The organism is Pseudomonas sp. (assembly GCF_035512415.1).
In the GTDB taxonomy this organism is placed as follows: domain Bacteria; phylum Pseudomonadota; class Gammaproteobacteria; order Pseudomonadales; family Pseudomonadaceae; genus Aquipseudomonas.
Genome location: NZ_DATKDZ010000009.1, coordinates 165,358 through 181,821 on the forward strand (window position 1 = coordinate 165,358; position 16,464 = coordinate 181,821).

General features: G+C 63.1%; 18 protein-coding genes. 13 read left to right on the forward strand and 5 right to left on the reverse strand.

Annotation, left to right across the window (positions count from 1 at the left end; genetic code table 11):
- Positions 1 to 219 precede the first annotated feature (219 nt).
- On the forward strand, positions 220 to 1,890 hold the full coding sequence (locus VMP31_RS04270; RefSeq protein WP_325504416.1) for a GGDEF domain-containing protein: 1,671 nt from the start codon (positions 220 to 222) through the stop codon (positions 1,888 to 1,890).
- A 24-nt stretch (positions 1,891 to 1,914) separates the two neighbouring features.
- Here the strand turns inward: VMP31_RS04270 and VMP31_RS04275 are convergent, their stop codons facing one another.
- Together VMP31_RS04275 and VMP31_RS04280 are read right to left on the reverse strand one after the other, a co-directional pair.
- Entirely contained in the window at positions 1,915 to 2,715 is an 801-nt protein-coding gene (locus tag VMP31_RS04275; RefSeq protein ID WP_325504418.1) for a hydroxypyruvate isomerase family protein, read from the reverse strand.
- Between the two features lie 85 nt (positions 2,716 to 2,800).
- Positions 2,801 to 3,691, reverse strand: a complete 891-nt coding sequence (locus VMP31_RS04280) for an NAD(P)-dependent oxidoreductase (RefSeq protein WP_325504420.1) — start codon at positions 3,689 to 3,691, stop codon at positions 2,801 to 2,803.
- A 153-nt stretch (positions 3,692 to 3,844) separates the two neighbouring features.
- Here VMP31_RS04280 and VMP31_RS04285 point away from each other — a divergent pair, with 153 nt between their 5' ends.
- The 4 genes from VMP31_RS04285 to phnE are packed head-to-tail and all read left to right on the forward strand — an operon-like array spanning position 3,845 to position 7,117.
- Entirely contained in the window at positions 3,845 to 4,708 is an 864-nt protein-coding gene (locus VMP31_RS04285) for a putative selenate ABC transporter substrate-binding protein (protein ID WP_325504422.1), read from the forward strand.
- Positions 4,705 to 5,508, forward strand: a complete 804-nt coding sequence (locus VMP31_RS04290) for a phosphonate ABC transporter ATP-binding protein (protein WP_325504424.1) — start codon at positions 4,705 to 4,707, stop codon at positions 5,506 to 5,508. Before VMP31_RS04285 ends, VMP31_RS04290 begins: the two co-directional genes overlap by 4 nt.
- Positions 5,502 to 6,329 (forward strand): ABC transporter permease, encoded by an 828-nt coding sequence (locus VMP31_RS04295; RefSeq protein ID WP_325504426.1) that lies wholly within the window; start codon positions 5,502 to 5,504, stop codon positions 6,327 to 6,329. The genes VMP31_RS04290 and VMP31_RS04295 overlap by 7 nt, the downstream gene beginning before the upstream one ends.
- Complete coding sequence (gene phnE, locus VMP31_RS04300) at positions 6,326 to 7,117, forward strand: phosphonate ABC transporter, permease protein PhnE (RefSeq protein WP_325504428.1); 792 nt, start codon at positions 6,326 to 6,328, stop codon at positions 7,115 to 7,117. Before VMP31_RS04295 ends, phnE begins: the two co-directional genes overlap by 4 nt.
- A 130-nt stretch (positions 7,118 to 7,247) precedes the next feature.
- Here phnE and VMP31_RS04305 read toward each other — a convergent pair whose 3' ends face one another.
- Together VMP31_RS04305 and VMP31_RS04310 are read right to left on the reverse strand one after the other, a co-directional pair.
- Positions 7,248 to 7,616, reverse strand: coding sequence for a DUF5064 family protein (locus tag VMP31_RS04305; protein ID WP_325504430.1), 369 nt, complete (start codon positions 7,614 to 7,616; stop codon positions 7,248 to 7,250).
- 149 nt (positions 7,617 to 7,765) lie between these two features.
- Positions 7,766 to 8,083: a DUF2288 domain-containing protein gene (locus VMP31_RS04310; protein ID WP_325504432.1), complete on the reverse strand. Its 318-nt coding sequence runs from the start codon at positions 8,081 to 8,083 to the stop codon at positions 7,766 to 7,768.
- Between the two features lie 284 nt (positions 8,084 to 8,367).
- Between VMP31_RS04310 and VMP31_RS04315 the strand changes: the two genes are divergently transcribed.
- From VMP31_RS04315 to VMP31_RS04350, 8 genes are all read left to right on the forward strand, one after another.
- Positions 8,368 to 9,495, forward strand: a complete 1,128-nt coding sequence (locus tag VMP31_RS04315) for a branched-chain amino acid ABC transporter substrate-binding protein (RefSeq protein WP_325504433.1) — start codon at positions 8,368 to 8,370, stop codon at positions 9,493 to 9,495.
- 123 nt (positions 9,496 to 9,618) lie between these two features.
- Positions 9,619 to 10,542: a high-affinity branched-chain amino acid ABC transporter permease LivH gene (gene livH, locus VMP31_RS04320; protein ID WP_325504435.1), complete on the forward strand. Its 924-nt coding sequence runs from the start codon at positions 9,619 to 9,621 to the stop codon at positions 10,540 to 10,542.
- Positions 10,539 to 11,807, forward strand: coding sequence for a high-affinity branched-chain amino acid ABC transporter permease LivM (locus tag VMP31_RS04325; protein ID WP_414705429.1), 1,269 nt, complete (start codon positions 10,539 to 10,541; stop codon positions 11,805 to 11,807). Before livH ends, VMP31_RS04325 begins: the two co-directional genes overlap by 4 nt.
- Positions 11,804 to 12,571 (forward strand): high-affinity branched-chain amino acid ABC transporter ATP-binding protein LivG, encoded by a 768-nt coding sequence (gene livG, locus VMP31_RS04330; RefSeq protein WP_325504437.1) that lies wholly within the window; start codon positions 11,804 to 11,806, stop codon positions 12,569 to 12,571. Before VMP31_RS04325 ends, livG begins: the two co-directional genes overlap by 4 nt.
- The gene (locus VMP31_RS04335; RefSeq protein ID WP_090375237.1) at positions 12,571 to 13,272 is read left to right on the forward strand and encodes an ABC transporter ATP-binding protein; all 702 of its coding nucleotides are present in this window, start codon (positions 12,571 to 12,573) and stop codon (positions 13,270 to 13,272) included. Before livG ends, VMP31_RS04335 begins: the two co-directional genes overlap by 1 nt.
- A gap of 243 nt (positions 13,273 to 13,515) precedes the next feature.
- A complete protein-coding gene (locus tag VMP31_RS04340) occupies positions 13,516 to 14,226 on the forward strand; it encodes an rRNA pseudouridine synthase (RefSeq protein ID WP_325504441.1) in 711 nt (236 codons plus the stop codon).
- A gap of 49 nt (positions 14,227 to 14,275) precedes the next feature.
- A complete protein-coding gene (locus VMP31_RS04345; protein ID WP_325504443.1) occupies positions 14,276 to 14,737 on the forward strand; it encodes a DUF1456 family protein in 462 nt (153 codons plus the stop codon).
- 118 nt (positions 14,738 to 14,855) lie between these two features.
- Positions 14,856 to 15,626: an SDR family oxidoreductase gene (locus VMP31_RS04350; RefSeq protein ID WP_325504445.1), complete on the forward strand. Its 771-nt coding sequence runs from the start codon at positions 14,856 to 14,858 to the stop codon at positions 15,624 to 15,626.
- A gap of 44 nt (positions 15,627 to 15,670) precedes the next feature.
- Here the strand turns inward: VMP31_RS04350 and VMP31_RS04355 are convergent, their stop codons facing one another.
- Complete coding sequence (locus VMP31_RS04355; protein ID WP_325504446.1) at positions 15,671 to 16,432, reverse strand: helix-turn-helix transcriptional regulator; 762 nt, start codon at positions 16,430 to 16,432, stop codon at positions 15,671 to 15,673.
- Positions 16,433 to 16,464 lie beyond the last annotated feature (32 nt).

Consider the following 16,464-nt stretch of genomic DNA (forward strand, 5'->3'; position numbering starts at 1 on the left):
TTATCGCAGTCGAAGGCTCTACTGCCAAGTAGAGCCGCCGATCCGCAGCCAGCCACTTGCCTTATGCGCAGGCTCACTATACTGATGCCAGATCGCCACATTCTTCACGTATAAGCGGCAATGCCGATAATCGACATGCGCGTGGTCTACGACTGCCAGAGCCCTTGGCGCGGCCCCCTGTCGATGCTTGTGCACGGCTGGATAGAACGGCAGGTTGCCATGTCCCTACCCGCTCACCCACCACCTGGTAAACGCAACAGCACTTCACTACGCCTAGGCCTCGGTCTGTTGTTGGTGCCGTTGCTGTGCCTGGCCGAGGCTATGGCTGAGGAGCAAATGCGCCTGCAACTGCGCTGGCTGCATCAGTTCCAGTTCGCCGGCTACTACATGGCTCAGGAGAAAGGTTTTTACCAACAGGCGGGGCTGGAGGTGGACATTCGCCAGGGCGGGCCGGGCAGCCCTCCGGCCCTGGACAGCCTGCTCGCGGGGGACGCCGACTTCGCCATCAGCAATAGCGGCCTGATCATCGCGCATATGGCCGGCAAGCCCGTGGTAGCGCTGGCTGCCATCATGCAAAGCTCGCCCAGCGTCTGGATAGTGCGGGCCGACTCGGGCATCTACACTCCTCAGGACCTGGCCGGCAAACGGGTGATGGTGATGCCGCTACCGGAAAGTGCCGAGCTGCGCATCATGCTGATACGCGAGGGCATCGGCCTGGATCAGATCCAGGAGCAACCCACCAGTTTCAATCCGCAGGACCTGGTCGACGGCAAAACCGACGCCTATAACGGCTACCTCTCCAACGAACCCTTCTGGCTACGGCAACAGCAGGTGCCCTATCGCCTGATCAAACCGCGCGAATACGGGGTCAACTTCTACAACGATGTGCTCAGTACCCGCCGTGAACTGTTGCAACAGCGCCCGGAACAGGTGGAGGCCTTTATCCAGGCCAGCCTGCGCGGCTGGCAATACGCAATGGACAATATCGAAGAGAGCGTCCAGCTGATCCACCGGCGCTACGCCACCGACAAGAGCCTGGAGCATCTGCGCTTCGAGGCCGAGGAATTAAAAAAACTGGTGATGCCCGAGCTGGTGCAACTGGGCCATATGAACCCAGGGCGCTGGCAGGCCATCGCCGAGCACTATGTGGCCCTGGACATGGCCAGCGGCCCCATCGAGCTGGACGGTTTTATCTACAACCGCAAGGTCGAAACCGATCACCGCCTGCTCTATCAGGTGCTGGCGGGGGCCTTGCTGATCGTGCTGGTGGTGGCCGCCATCGCCCTGCGCTTTGCCCACCTGAGCAGCCGTATGCGCCTGGAAGTCGGCCGGCGCCGCGAGGCCGAGGAAAAGCTGCTATGCAGCAACCAGCAGCTCGAAACCCTGGCCAATACCGACCGCCTGACCGGGCAATGGACCCGGCGCAAATTTGAAGAAGTGGCCCAACAGGAAATCGCCCGCGCCGAACGTTACGCCCTGGACCTCAGCCTGATCTTTTTTGATATCGACCATTTCAAACTGATCAACGACCAACATGGCCACGAGGTGGGCGACCAGGTACTTAGCGGCGTGGCGCACAGGATCAAGGCCCAGTTACGTCAATCCGACTGCCTGTGCCGCTGGGGTGGCGAGGAATTCATCATCTTTATGCCGCACACCGACCTTGCCCACGCCTGTGCGATAGCAGAGAAGCTGCGCCAGTTGCTGGTGGCCGAACCGCTTCTGGAGCAGATAAGTGTCAGCGCCAGCTTCGGTGTCGCACAATGGCATCGGGGCCAGTCCCTGAGCGGGCTGGTGGGCTGCGCGGACCAGATGCTCTACCGCGCCAAACAGCTGGGCCGCAACCGGGTCGAATGCCTGACCAGCGTCAGCGCCAGCCCCACGCCATAGCCCGCTGTTTGCCGAGCAGCAGCGCTACTGCGCCAGCAATCCAGCCTGGCTACGCCATTCGGCGAGCCAGGCCAGGCTGGCCGAACCTGCGCCCTCACCCGGTCGGTACTCGGCACCCAGCCAGCCGTGATACCCCGCCTGACGCAAAGCCGCCAACGCCGCAACAAAGTCCAACTCACCGCTACCCGGCGCGCCCCGCCCAGGGCAGTCGGCAAACTGCACATGGCCGATACGCCCGGCCAGCAGTTCGATACCCGCCCGCAGGTCCAGACCCTGGCGCGCCATATGGTAGAGGTCGTACTGCGCCGCCAGATTGGGGTGAGCCACCGCCTCCAGCAGCACGCCAAGCTGCTCGGGGGTATTGATCAGAAAGCCCGGTATATCCAGCGGGTTGATCGCCTCGACCAGCACGCCGATGCCCAATAACCCAAAGGCCTCCGCCGCCTGGCGCAGATTGGCCTGCAGACAGGCCAGCGCCTGCTCCGGGTCGACGCCCGCAGCCAGGCGGCCCGGCAGCACATTGACCCAGGCTGGCCGAACCATCGCCGCATAGCTCAAGGCCTCCTGCAGCGCAGCCGCAAACTCGGCCTGACGCGCCGGCACCGCAGCCAGCCCGGCACCGCCGCTCATCAGATCCCCGGCCGGCAGATTGATCAGCACCAGCGGCATGCCGGCCGCATCCAGGGCCTCTTTCAGGGCAATCGCCGGCAGCTCGTAGGGAAACTGGATTTCCACCCCGTCGAAACCGGCGGCGGCGGCCGCCACCACCCGCTCACGCAAGGGCAGCCCGGTGAACAGCATGGACAGATTGGCGGCGATTCTCATGGCTATATCCCTATGGGGTGTAACGCGATTATCCGATTCCCAGCGCCCCACGACAGCAAGGCGAACGCGCAGAGCGCAACGGTACCTATTCCTCAGGCTGCCGATACAACTGCACCAGAGTCGCGGGGTCATGTTCGAGATGGCCCTGGCTGCCGTGCAGGCGCATCAGTTGCGCGGCCAGGCCGCTGAGCGGAGTGGCTGCGCCTACCTGGCGGGACAGTTTGACCGCGGTGTCCAGGTCCTTGAGCAGGGTGCGCACGTGCCACTTGACCGGTTCGAACTGGCTGGCGGCCATTTGCGGGGCGAGAATCTGCAGCGGCTTGGAGTCGGCAAAACCACCGGCCAGGGCATCGGCGAGCAGGCTCGCATCGACCCCCGACTGCTCTGCCAGGGCTACCACCTCGGCGAGCACCAGGGCATTGCAGGCGACGATCATCTGGTTGCACACCTTGGTCACCTGCCCGGCCCCGACATCGCCCATACGCGTCAGGCGCTGGCCCAGATGCGCCAGGATCGGCCGCGCCCGCTCGATATCCTCCTCGCGCCCGCCGGCCATGATCGCCAGGCTGCCGCTGGCCGCTCCCGGCGTGCCGCCGGATACCGGCGCATCCATCCAGTGCATACCGGTACGCGCCAGCAGTTCGGCGGCCATTTCCCGGGTAGCGGCCGGTTCCAGGCTGGAAAAATCCACCAACAACTGCCCGGGCCGCGCCCCCTCGACTATGCCGCCGGGGCCGAACACCACCTCGCGCACCACCTCGGTATTGGCCAGGCAGAGCATGATGATATTGGCATCGGTGCACAGCTCTGCGGGGCTCGCCACGCACACAGCGCCCTGGGCCGTGAGAGCGGCGCATTTATCCGGCGTGCGATTCCACAGGCTCAGGGGATAACCGGCGGCCAGCAGACGACGGGTCATGGGCAGGCCCATCAGGCCGATACCGGCAAATGCCAGGGCGGGGAGCGAGGTGGACATGGGCGGACTCCTGCATAAAGAAGGCGGGCATTTTAACCCGCCGCGGGGCGACTTCGGCGGCCTGGCGTTGCCGGCCAACGCGCCAGCCCACACAAACGGCACAATCCCTTTATACTCCGCCGGCTTTCCCCGCTATTGAACCGGAGAACCCCCATGTTGAAACGTACCCTGGCCGTCGCTGCAGGCGTTGCCCTGAGCCTTACCGCCGCCCTTTCGCAAGCCGCCGACACCCTGCGCGTCTCGGCCATTCCCGATGAAGCCCCCACCGAACTGCTGCGCAAATTCAAGCCCCTGGGTGCCTACCTGGAACAGCAGCTGGACATGAAGGTCGAGTTCGTTCCGGTGTCCGACTACGCCGCTGTGGTCGAAGCCATCGCCGCCGACCGTATCGACCTGGCCTGGCTGGGCGGTTTCACCTTCGTCCAGGCCCGTCTGAAAACCGCCGGCACCGCGCACCCGGCAATCCCCCTGGTGCAGCGCGCCGAAGACGAAAAATTCACCAGCAAGATCATCAGCGCCGACCCAAGCGTGAACTCGCTGCAGGATCTCAAAGGCAAGACCTTCGCCTTCGGCTCGGTGTCGTCCACTTCGGGCAGCCTGATGCCGCGCTTCTTTATGCTGCAGGATGGCATCAACCCGGAAACCTTCTTCAGCCGCATCGCCTACTCCGGTGCCCATGACGCCACCGCCGCCTGGGTCCAGGCCGGCAAGGCTGACGGCGGCGTGCTCAACGCCAGCGTGTGGGACAAACTGGTCGCCGCCGGCAAGATCGACAGCGACAAGGTCAAGGTAATCGCCACCACCCCGCCGTACTTCGATTACAACTGGACCGTGCGCGGCACCCTCGACCCCGTCGTGCGCGACAAGATCCAGGCCGCCTTCCTCGCGCTCGACCCAGCCAACCCGGAACACATGGCGATTCTCGACCTGCAGGCCGCCAGTCGCTTTATCCCGACCAAGGCCGAAAACTACCAGGGCATCGAGCAAGCAGCTGAAGCGGCCGGCCTGTTGAAGTGAGTGTCAGCCTCAGCGGCGTGGGTCTGACCCACGCCAATGGCCAAGTTGCGCTCAGCGGTATCGATCTACAGGTTGGCAGCGGTGAACGGGTGGCCATTATCGGCCCCTCGGGTGCCGGCAAGACCAGCCTATTGCGCCTGCTGGCCAGCAACCTGCAGCCCAGCAGCGGCCAGCTCAGCCTACTCGACCAGAACCCCTGGCAGCTCGGCGCGCGCCAGCGCCAGAAGCTGCGCGCGCGTATCGGCCTGATCCACCAGGCACCGCCCCTGCCGCCCCGGCAGCGGGTGGTGACGGCGGTGCTGGCCGGCAAGCTTGGCCAATGGTCCCTGGGCAAGAGCCTGCTCAGCCTGCTGCACCCGGTGGATATGCCCGGTGCCCAGGCCACGCTGGCGCGCCTGGACCTGGCGGACAAACTGTTCGAGCGTTGCGATCAGCTGTCCGGCGGCCAGCTGCAGCGGGTCGGCATCGCCCGGGTGCTGTACCAGGCCCCCGAGCTGATCCTCGCCGACGAACCGGTGTCGGCGATGGACCCGGTACTGACCGGGCATACCCTGAGCGTGCTCAACGAGGAAGCCAGCCGGCGCGGCATGACCCTGCTGGCCAGCCTGCATGCGGTAGAACTGGCCCTGGCGCATTTCCCGCGGATTATCGGCGTGCGTGAGGGGCGCATCGTCTTCGACCTGCCGCCGGCCAGCATCAGCGCGGCTCAGCTCGAGGCCCTGTATGCCAACGAACAGCTGCAGCCGCTGCCAGCCTCGCCCGCCACAGTGCAGACCAGCCTGCAGATTCCGCGATGCTGAAACCCGTACTGCATGATCCGGCCGCCCTGCCGCGCCTGGCCCTGACCCTGCTGGCGCTGTTGCTGCTGTGGCCCGGCTTGACCCTTAGCGAGCTAAACCTGGCGGTGCTGTTGGAAAAGCAAAACGCGGCCAATATGGGGCGTTTTCTCGCTGACTTCTGGCCGCTGGCCCATGATCGCGAGTTCCTCCAGCTGCTCGGCCGTGCCACCCTGGAAACCCTGGCTATCGCCACCGCCGGCATGGCCCTGGCGCTGTTGATCGCGATTCCCGGCGCGCTGCTGGCCAGCCGCGCGCTGTCGCTTTCGGCTGTGCACAAGGGCGGTCGCCCGGCGTGGTGGGCGCAGACCTTGCGCTGGCCGGTGCGCGGCCTGCTGATCGTGCTGCGCAGCGTCCCGGAGATCGTCTGGGCGCTGCTGTTCGTGCGCGCCGTGGGCCTGGGCCCGACCGCCGGGGTGCTGGCCATCGCCATTACCTACAGCGGCATGCTGGGCAAGGTCTACGCGGAGATCTTCGAGTCGGTCGACCCGCGCCCCAGTCGTGCTCTGCTGGTCGCCGGCAGCCCGCGTCTGGCGGCCTTCGCCTATGGCGTACTGCCGGGTGCCGCCGCCGAGATGCTGTCCTACACGGTGTATCGCTGGGAATGCGCGATCCGCGCTTCGGTGGTGATGGGCTTTGTCGGGGCCGGCGGCCTGGGCCAGCAGATCGACCTGTCGATGCGCATGTTCGCCGGCGGCGAAGTGGCCAGCATGCTGCTGACCTTTCTCGCTCTGGTGCTGCTGGCCGACCAGATCAGCCGCCTGCTGCGCACCCGGCTGTTATGAAAGCGAGCCCGCTCTTGCGCACCTCGACCCTGCTCAACTACGGCCTGCTGCTGGTACTGCTGGCGGCGGTAGTCGCCTCCTTCCGCTACCTGGGCATCGATCTCGGCGAGCTATTTCAGGGCGACAGCCTAAACCAGATGGGCCGCTACGCCAGCAGCTTCCTCAGCCCGGATTTCTCGCCCGCCCACGTGCGGGCCATCGCTCATGGCGCGCTGGAAACCCTGGCCATGTCGGCACTTGGCACCCTGCTGGCGGCCCTGTTCGGCCTGTTGCTGGCCCTACCGGCGGCCGGCCGTTGCGGCTGGCTGGCCATGAGCCTGGCGCGCTTCGTGCTGAACGCCCTGCGGGCAATTCCCGAGTTGGTGTGGGCGGCTCTGGTGGTTCTCGCTGCGGGCCTGGGACCGAATGCCGGCACCCTGGCCCTGGCCCTGCACACCACAGGAGTGCTCGGCCGGCTATTCGCCGAGGCCCTGGAGAACAGCCCGAGCGAGCCTGCCGAGGCGATCCGTCTGGGCGGTGGTGGTCATATCGCGGCCTTCTGCTACGGCACCCTGCCCTGCATCTGGCCGCAGCTGATCGCCTATTCGCTGTACCGCTGGGAAAACAATATCCGCATGGCCAGCGTGCTCGGCTTCGTCGGTGCCGGCGGCCTGGGGCAGATGCTCTACGTCAGCCTCAGCCTGTTCCAGCAAGCCCAGGCGGCCACGGTGATCCTGGCCATGTTGCTGCTGGTGCTGGTGGTCGATGCCTTTAGCGGCTGGGTGCGCCAGCGCTGGGTCAGCGCGTAGGAAGGGTGGGGCCGCCGAGATCGGGCCGCGTAGGATGGGTGATAACCCATCAGCCAATTGATGGGTTATCACCCATCCTACAGGCTGCCGGGGCACCGTCCGCTCGGAGCGAAGCGACAGCCTACCCATCCTACAACCCATCTTTTTCCAGATGATCGAAGTCAACCGGGTCGCCGCTGTGGGCTCCCAGAATGCTGCGGATATGTTCGAACATCAGGTCGTACTCGTCATGGCCACGCATGATCATGCTGTGGCTGGTCGGCAGCCCATGTTTCTGCGCCAGGCGGGTGGCGACGCTGGCGAAGTTGAAGGCGGTGTCACGGTGCAGTTCGAACGCCTCCTCGAAAGCCTTGCCCGCCACTTCGCCGACCATGCGCATATGCAGCATCGCCCCTTCCACCGGGTCCTGGCGCACCTCGTAGTAGAGGTCGATGTTGAATATGGGCTGGTCGGCACTGACAAACTGGTTGGCGCGGTGCAAGTGTCCTGGTTCGAACATGATCGTTTCTCTCTGTAGTTGCCCGCTTTAGTTGCCCGGCTCTATTGCCACTGCCGTTTTATGATGCAACGGGAACACCTCAGCATACTCGCTCTGGCGGCATCTGCCTGCACGAGCGCAGGCCTCTAGACCGGGGTTTGCGCGCCAGATCAGTGCAGAGCTGGGGCCGCGGTGCGCTCCTGGGCCAGCACCCAGGGGGCCACCACCACAGCCCAGAGCTGCGGATCACGCTGCAACAGATCGGCGGCGCAGTCGTCGTCGACACGGCGCAACTGGCCGGCCTCCAGCCAGGCGGCGACCCGGCCTTGGTCGTTCTGCGCCACGGCCTCGGCCACTGCGATCAGATCCTGGCAGCCCTCGACCAGCAGCAGGGCACCGCGGGCAAAGAACGGCTGCAGTTCCTGCCAGCTAATAGGTGCAGTTTCTCCAAGCAGCTTGGCATAGAGGGTGCTAGGTTGTTCATTCATGGATTGCCCTGTCGTGGATGGCCGTTTACAGATCGGTCACCATGATAGCGTCAGCCGGCCAGCGACGCCGGCAACGGCACGTAAGACACGCCGTTTTTCTATACGTTTATTGCAATAACGCGACACCCTTGGGTTTTGCCCCCAGCTAGCGGCTTTTCAAGGCGCAAAGCCGCGCTCTACACTGCAGCGGTACAGTTGCCGGGGGTATGACCGGGGAAAAATCCCGGTTCTGCAGCTTTGGCCGCCAGAACTACAACAATGAAAATCAATAAGAGTGGAGCACTATGAACAAGGCTACTAAGCAGATTTCCAAACTGTTTGCCGCCATGGCCATGGCCGGCGTTGCCAGCTACTCGGTAGCGGCAGACACCATCAAGATCGGCCTGGCGGGTCCGGTTACCGGTGCAGTCGCGCAATACGGCGAAATGCAGTTCATCGGTGCCAAGATGGCCATCGAGCAGATCAACAAGGCCGGCGGGGTGAACGGCGCGATGCTCGAAGGCGTGGTCTACGACGATGCTTGTGATCCGAAGCAAGCCGTGGCCGTGGCCAACAAGATCGTCAACGACGAAATCAAATTCGTGGTTGGCCACCTCTGCTCCAGCTCCACTCAGCCGGCGTCCGACATCTACGAAGACGAAGGCATTCTGATGATCACCGCGGCTTCCACCAGCCCGGACATCACCGCGCGTGGCTATGAGCTGCTGTTCCGCACCATCGGTCTGGACAGCCTGCAGGGCCCAACCGCCGGCAACTACATCGCCGACCACGTCAAGCCCAAGGCCGTTGCGGTCATCCACGACAAGCAGCAGTACGGCGAAGGCATTGCCACCGCGGTCAAGCAGACCCTGGAAGGCAAAGGCACCAAGGTCGCCCTGTTCGAAGGCATCAACGCCGGCGACAAGGACTTCTCCGCGATGATCGCCAAGCTCAAGCAAGCCGATGTGGACTTCGTCTACTACGGCGGCTACCACCCGGAACTGGGCCTGCTGCTGCGTCAGTCGGCTGAAAAAGGCCTGAGCGCCAAGTTCATGGGGCCGGAAGGCGTGGGCAACAAGGAAATCTCGGCCATCGCTGGCCCGGCTTCCGAAGGCATGCTGGTCACCCTGCCGAAATCCTTCGACCAGGATCCGCGTAACCAGGCACTGGTTGAAGCATTCAAAGCCAAGAACGAAGACTCCAGCGGCCCGTTCGTGTTCCCGGCCTACGCCGCCGTGCAAGTGATTGCCGAAGGCATCGAGAAAGCCGGCGACACCGACACCGCCAAGGTAGCCGCAGCCCTGCGCGCCAACAGCTTCGACACTCCTACCGGGGTGCTCAGCTTCGACGAGAAGGGCGACCTGAAGGACTTCAGCTTCGTGGTCTACGAATGGCACCAGGACGGCACCAAGACCGAAGCGCCGCTGAACTGATAACGCGGCTTCCCGCCTGAACCCAAAGCCCACTGCACCGCAGTGGGTTTTGCTTATTAGAAGAATTCCGGTCTCACTCTGCGCCACAAGCGCTGACGTGCGTGACGACCCAGGAGTTAGGCAATGCCTGATCTTTATCACTACCTGCAACAGCTGATCAACGGCCTGACCGTTGGCAGTACCTATGCCCTGATCGCCATCGGCTACACCATGGTCTACGGCATCATCGGCATGATCAACTTCGCCCACGGCGAGGTGTACATGATTGGCTCCTATGTAGTCTTTATCGTCATCGCCGGCCTGGCCATGTTCGGCCTGGACAGCTTGCCGCTGATGATGATCGCCGGCTTCGCCGCCAGCATCATTGTCGCCAGCGCCTACGGCTACAGCATCGAACGGGTCGCCTACCGCCCCTTGCGCGGCGGTAACCGCTTGATCCCGCTGATCTCGGCAATCGGCATGTCGATCTTCCTGCAGAACCTTGTGCTGCTGTCCCAGGATTCCAAGGACAAAGCCATCCCCAACCCTCTGCCGGGCAATTTCGTGCTCGGGGAAAGCGCCATGAACGGCGTGGTCATTTCCTATATGCAGGTGCTGATTTTCGTCGTCACCTTCCTGGCGATGGTCGGTCTGACCCTGTTTATCTCCCGCTCGCGTCTGGGTCGGGCCTGCCGGGCCTGCGCCGAAGACCTGAAGATGGCCAACCTGCTGGGCATCAACACCAACAACATCATCAGTCTGACCTTCGTGATCGGTGCTGCCCTGGCCGCTGTGGCGGCGGTGCTGCTGGGCATGCAGTACGGTGTGATCAACCCGCACCTGGGCTTCCTCGCCGGGATCAAGGCCTTCACCGCCGCGGTACTGGGCGGCATCGGCAGCATCCCTGGCGCAGTGCTCGGCGGTCTGCTGCTGGGCGTGGCCGAAGCCTTCGGTGCCGATATCTTCGGCGACCAGTACAAGGACGTCGTGGCCTTCAGCCTGCTGGTACTGGTGCTGCTGTTCCGCCCGACCGGCATCCTCGGTCGTCCGGAGGTTGAAAAGGTATGAGTTCGCCAACCATGAAAAACTTCAAGATCGCGTTCTTCAGCGCCCTGCTGGTGCTGGCCGTGGCCTACCCGGTGCTGGGTCTGAAGCTCTCCACCATCGGCATCAAGCTGCAGGTCGAGGGAGCCAGCCCGGCGGTGCTGTGGACCATCGGCGGCTGCGCCATTGCCATGTTCTTCTGGCAATTGTTTCGTAACCAGCTGCGCGCCGCCTGGAGCCACGCGCCCAAGCTGCCAAGCATGCCGGGCAAGGCCAGCGAGTACCTTACCCTGCCCTCGACCCAGCGCTGGATCGTCCTCGGCCTGATCGTCGTCGCGCTGGCCTGGCCGTTCTTCGGCTCGCGCGGGGCGGTGGATATCGCCACCCTGATCCTGATCTACGTGATGCTCGGCCTCGGCCTGAACATCGTGGTCGGTCTAGCCGGTCTGCTCGACCTCGGCTACGTGGCCTTCTACGCCGTGGGTGCCTACAGCTACGCGCTACTGTCGTTCTACTTCGGCCTGAGCTTCTGGATCTGCCTGCCGATCGCCGGCCTGATGGCGGCGTTCTTCGGCTTTATCCTGGGCTTTCCGGTGTTGCGCCTGCGCGGCGACTACCTGGCCATCGTCACTTTGGGTTTCGGCGAGATCATCCGCATCCTGCTGAACAACATGACCTGGCTCACCGGTGGCCCCAACGGCATCGGCTCGATCCCCAAGCCAACCCTGTTTGGCCTGTCGTTCGACCGCAAGGCCGCCGAAGGCATGCAGACCTTCCACGAGTACTTCGGGGTGGCCTACAACTCGATCAACAAGGTGATCTTCCTCTACCTGATCGCCCTGTTGCTGGTGCTGTTGACCCTGTTCGTGATCAACCGCCTGCTGCGCATGCCGATCGGCCGCGCGTGGGAAGCCCTGCGTGAAGACGAAATCGCCTGCCGCGCCCTGGGCATGAACCCCACCGCGATCAAGCTCTCGGCCTTTACCATCGGTGCCTGCTTCGCCGGTTTCGCCGGCAGCTTCTTTGCCGCGCGCCAGGGTCTAGTCAGCCCGCAGTCGTTCACCTTTATCGAATCGGCGATCATCCTCGCCATCGTCGTGCTGGGCGGCATGGGCTCGCAGCTGGGCATCATCCTGGCGGCCATCGTGATGATCCTACTGCCGGAGCTGGCGCGGGAATTCAACGAGTACCGCATGCTGATGTTCGGTGCCTTGATGGTACTGATGATGATCTGGCGTCCGCAGGGCCTGCTGCCCATGCAACGCCCGCACCTGGAGCTGAAACAATGAGCCGCCCGATTCTAGAAGTAAGCGGCCTGTCCATGCGTTTTGGCGGCCTGCTGGCCGTCAACGGGGTGAGCCTGACCGTCAACGAAAAGCAGGTTGTGTCGATGATCGGCCCCAACGGTGCCGGCAAGACCACGGTGTTCAACTGCCTGACCGGCTTCTACCAGCCCACCAGCGGCAATATCCGCCTCAACGGCGAGCAGATCGAGGGCCTGCCGGGCCACAAGATCGCCCGCAAAGGCGTGGTGCGTACCTTCCAGAACGTGCGTCTGTTCAAGGACATGACCGCGGTGGAAAACCTGCTGGTGGCGCAGCATCGTCACCTCAACACCAACTATCTGTCCGGTTTGTTCAAGACCCCGGCGTTTCGCAAAAGCGAGCGCGAGGCCATGGAGTTCGCCGCGTTTTGGCTGGATCAGGTCAACCTGACCGAGTTCGCCAACCGCCCAGCCGGCACCCTGGCTTACGGTCAGCAGCGCCGCCTGGAAATCGCCCGCTGCATGATGACCCGGCCGAGCATCCTGATGCTCGACGAACCGGCCGCGGGCCTCAACCCGCGCGAGACCGACGACCTCAAGGCGCTGATCCGCGTGCTGCGCGACGAACATAACGTCACCGTGCTGCTGATCGAGCACGACATGAAACTGGTCATGAGCATTTCCGACCATATCTATGTGATCAACCAGGGCACGCCCCTGGCGGACGGCACGCCGGAGCAAATCCGCGAAAATCCGGACGTGATCAAAGCCTACCTGGGGGAAGCTTGATGCTGTATTTCGAGAATGTTTCCACCTTCTACGGCAAGATCCAGGCGCTGCATGACGTCAACGTCGAAGTCCGTCAGGGCGAGATCGTCACCCTGATCGGCGCCAACGGTGCCGGTAAATCCACCCTGCTGATGACCCTCTGCGGCTCACCTCAGGCGAGCAGCGGCAGCATCCGCTACCAGGGTGAAGAGCTGATCGGCCAGGACACCCCGAGCATCATGCGCAAGAGCATTGCCGTGGTACCAGAGGGCCGCCGGGTGTTCTCCCGCCTGACCGTGGAAGAAAACCTGGTGATGGGCGGTTTCTTCGGCAGCAAAGCCGACAATCAGGAGCAACTGGACAAGGTGCTGCACCTGTTCCCGCGCCTGAAGGAACGCTTCGCTCAGCGTGCCGGCACCATGTCCGGCGGCGAGCAGCAGATGCTCGCCATCGGCCGCGCGCTGATGAGCAAGCCCAAGCTGCTGCTGCTCGACGAGCCGTCGCTGGGCCTGGCGCCAATCATCATCCAGCAGATCTTCGATATCATCGAACAGCTGCGCAAGGACGGTGTAACGGTGTTTCTGGTCGAGCAGAACGCCAACCAGGCGCTCAAGCTGGCCGACCGCGGCTATGTGCTGGAAAACGGCCGGATCGTGATGCAGGGCAGCGGCCATGACCTGTTAAACGACCCGAAGGTACGCGACGCCTACCTGGGCGGTTGACCGCACCCTGGGTTCAAGAAAACCGCTCCTCGGAGCGGTTTTTTTTGCAATCGAGAACGTTATGAGCTCGTAGGATGGGTGATAACCCATCGTGCAATTGATGGCTTATCACCTTGACGGCCCCCATCCTCCGCCCCATCCCCTTTGTGGTCTGTCTTTTATCGCCGCCGTTCGCCCATTGCTGCGTGCATCGCGCGCGCGGCCAGTTACAATGGTCGCCCTTTTTTGCCGATGCGTGCTTCCATGACCGACCCGATACGCCTGTCCAAACGCCTGATCGAAGAGATCGGCTGCTCGCGCCGCGAGGCCGAACTCTATATCGAAGGCGGCTGGGTCACGGTGGATGGCGTGGTGGTGGAAGAACCGCAATTCAAGGTCGCCGAGCAGCGCGTTGAACTGCTGCCCAATGCCGTGCTGACCCCGGTCGAGCCGGTTACCCTGCTGCTCAATGTACCCAACGGCCACTCGCCTGATCGCGCCGTAGAAAGCATCAGCCCGGCCAGCCACTGGCCGGAAGACGGCTCGGGCATTCGTCCGCTGAAAAGCCATTTCGCCCGACTCATTTCCTGCATTCCGCTACAGGCCGGGGCCGATGGCCTACACGTACTGACCCAGGACTGGCGCATTGAGCGCAAGCTCAAGGAAGACCTGAGCAAGCTGGAGCAGGAGTATGTGGTCGAAGTGGTTGGCACCTTGAGCGCGAGCCAGCTCAAGCGCCTGGCTCAAGGCCTGACCTTCAATGGCACGGCCCTGGCACCGTGCAAGGTCAGCTGGCAGAACGAAACCCGCCTGCGCTTCGCCTTGAAGAACCCGCTGCCTGGGCAGATCGTCTTTATGTGCAACAGTGTCGACCTCAAGGTACTGGGCATGAAGCGCATCCGCATCGGCGGCGTGCCCATGGCCAAGGTTCAGCCGGGGCAATGGCGCTATCTGGCCGCGAAAGAACGCTTCTAACTTTTCTCAAGCTGCCGCTTTAGGCGTCAGCCACCTTCAGGACACCCTCATGCTTAATAACGATGTACTGCGCAGCCTGCGCTATATGCTCGACGTCAGCGATGCGAAGCTGAGCGAAATCATCCAGCTCAGCGGCAAGCAGGTCGCCCTCGACGACCTCGCCGCTATGCTCAAGAAGGAAGACGAAGAAGGCTTTGTCGCCTGCAACGACGAACTGATGGCCCACGCCCTGGATGGCCTGGTGTACTTCAAGCGCGGCAAGGACGACAGCCGTCCGCCCCAGCCGCTTGAGCTGCCGATCACCAACAACACGGTACTGAAGAAACTGCGCGTGGCCTTCGAACTGAAAGAAGACGATATGCACGCCATCATGAACAGCGTCGACTGCCCGGTTTCCAAACCGGAGATGAGCGCGCTGTTTCGCAAGTTCGGCCACAGCAACTACCGCACCTGTGGCGACCAGTTTCTGCGCAACTTTCTCAAGGGCTTAACCTTGCGCCTACGCGGCTAAGTCAGCGGCAAGCCGCCATGCCTGACCGCATGGCGTTGTATTTCCAAGGGCAATAGTGCCTGCCGCGTTGCAGGTGCAGGATTAGGCTAGTGGCATCTATCCCCAACAAGGATTTGCCATGCACCCTTATTTCTCCCTGCAAGGCCGCACCGCCCTGGTCACCGGCGGCACCCGCGGTATCGGCAAGATGATCGCCAAAGCCTTTCTCGAAGCCGGCGCAACGGTCTACGTCTGCGCCCGTGATGGTGAAGCCTGCGCGCAAACCGCCACGGAGCTATCGGCCTTCGGCACTTGCCACGGCATCGCCGCCAACCTGGCCAGCGAGGAAGGCGTGCAGGCCCTGGCCGCGCAGCTGAGCGGCACCCTCGACAAGCTGGATATCCTGGTCAATAACGCCGGCACCACCTGGGGCGCGCCGCTGGAAAGCTACCCGGCCAAGGGCTGGGAGAAGGTCATGCAGCTCAACGTGACCTCGGTGTTCAGCTGCATTCAGCAATTGCTGCCGCTGCTGCGCAAAGCCGGCAATGCGGAGAGCCCGGCGCGGGTGATCAATATCGGCTCGGTCGCCGGCATCACCTCCCACGGTGAAGACGCCTATGCCTACGGCCCGAGCAAAGCCGCCCTGCACCAGCTGTCGCGCATGCTGGCCCGTGAGCTGGTCGGCCAGCATATCAACGTCAACGTGATCGCCCCGGGGCGTTTCCCAAGCAAGATGACCCAATTCATCGCCCAGGACGAGGCGGCCATGGCCGAAGACTGCGCGCTGATCCCGATGCAGCGCTGGGGCCGCGAGGAAGAAATGGCCGCCCTGGCAATCAGCCTGGCCAGCACCGCCGGTGCCTATATGACCGGCAATATCATCCCCATCGACGGCGGTTTTCACCTGTAACTAAGGACTGTTGGCGCTTCGCCGCGGCTGCGACAGCGAGCTGATCAGCGGCGCCATGCCTCAAATACGGCGAACTCCCAGCGCCGCATTGCCAGAACCAACGTATAGCCCTCTCGCTCAGCCTCGGGCAATTTCTGGTCGGCCAGATGCTGCTGGGCGAACTCCTGTGCTACCCGCTGCAGGCGTTCGACGAACGAAGGCGCCAACGCGCGACTGATCCGTCCGTGCACCAGCAGCAGGCCTTCGTCGCTACCGGCGAATTCGCCATCGTAGTAATCCTGCAACGCATGCCTGCGGAAGTAGCGCATCACCGGTCCGTCGGGTTGCCAGCGAAACGTCTTAGCCAGCTTGAGACGGTAGCGGTTCAACGGCTTCAACTCGATGACACCCAACCGATCGAGACGAATCAGGGCACGGATCAACTCGACCTCGCTCAGACGATAGGCCGCCAGAATCTGCTCGGCGGTCCACTGACTCAGCACACAAAGCGCCACCAGCATTAGCTGCTCATCACCCACCACAGCCTGCTCCTGCTCCAGGCTGAGCGTACTGAGTAATGGCTGGGCATCGGCGACCTGACGGGCCAGGTCGGCAAAGTCCAGGTGCAATACACGGCAGATAGCGTCCACCCGAGATAGCGGCATGTCCGCCTTCGCCAGCATGCGTTTGACGTTGGACTCGGACATACCCAACTCACGGGCCAGATCCGCATAGGTGAGCTGCTGCGCCTTGAGTTCACGCTTGATGATGTGTACCAACTCAGATGAAGCGCCCATAAGTATCGCTAAAGTGAACTTGATAAGCACTTATACGCTACCAAGAACACTGAAGAGAGACT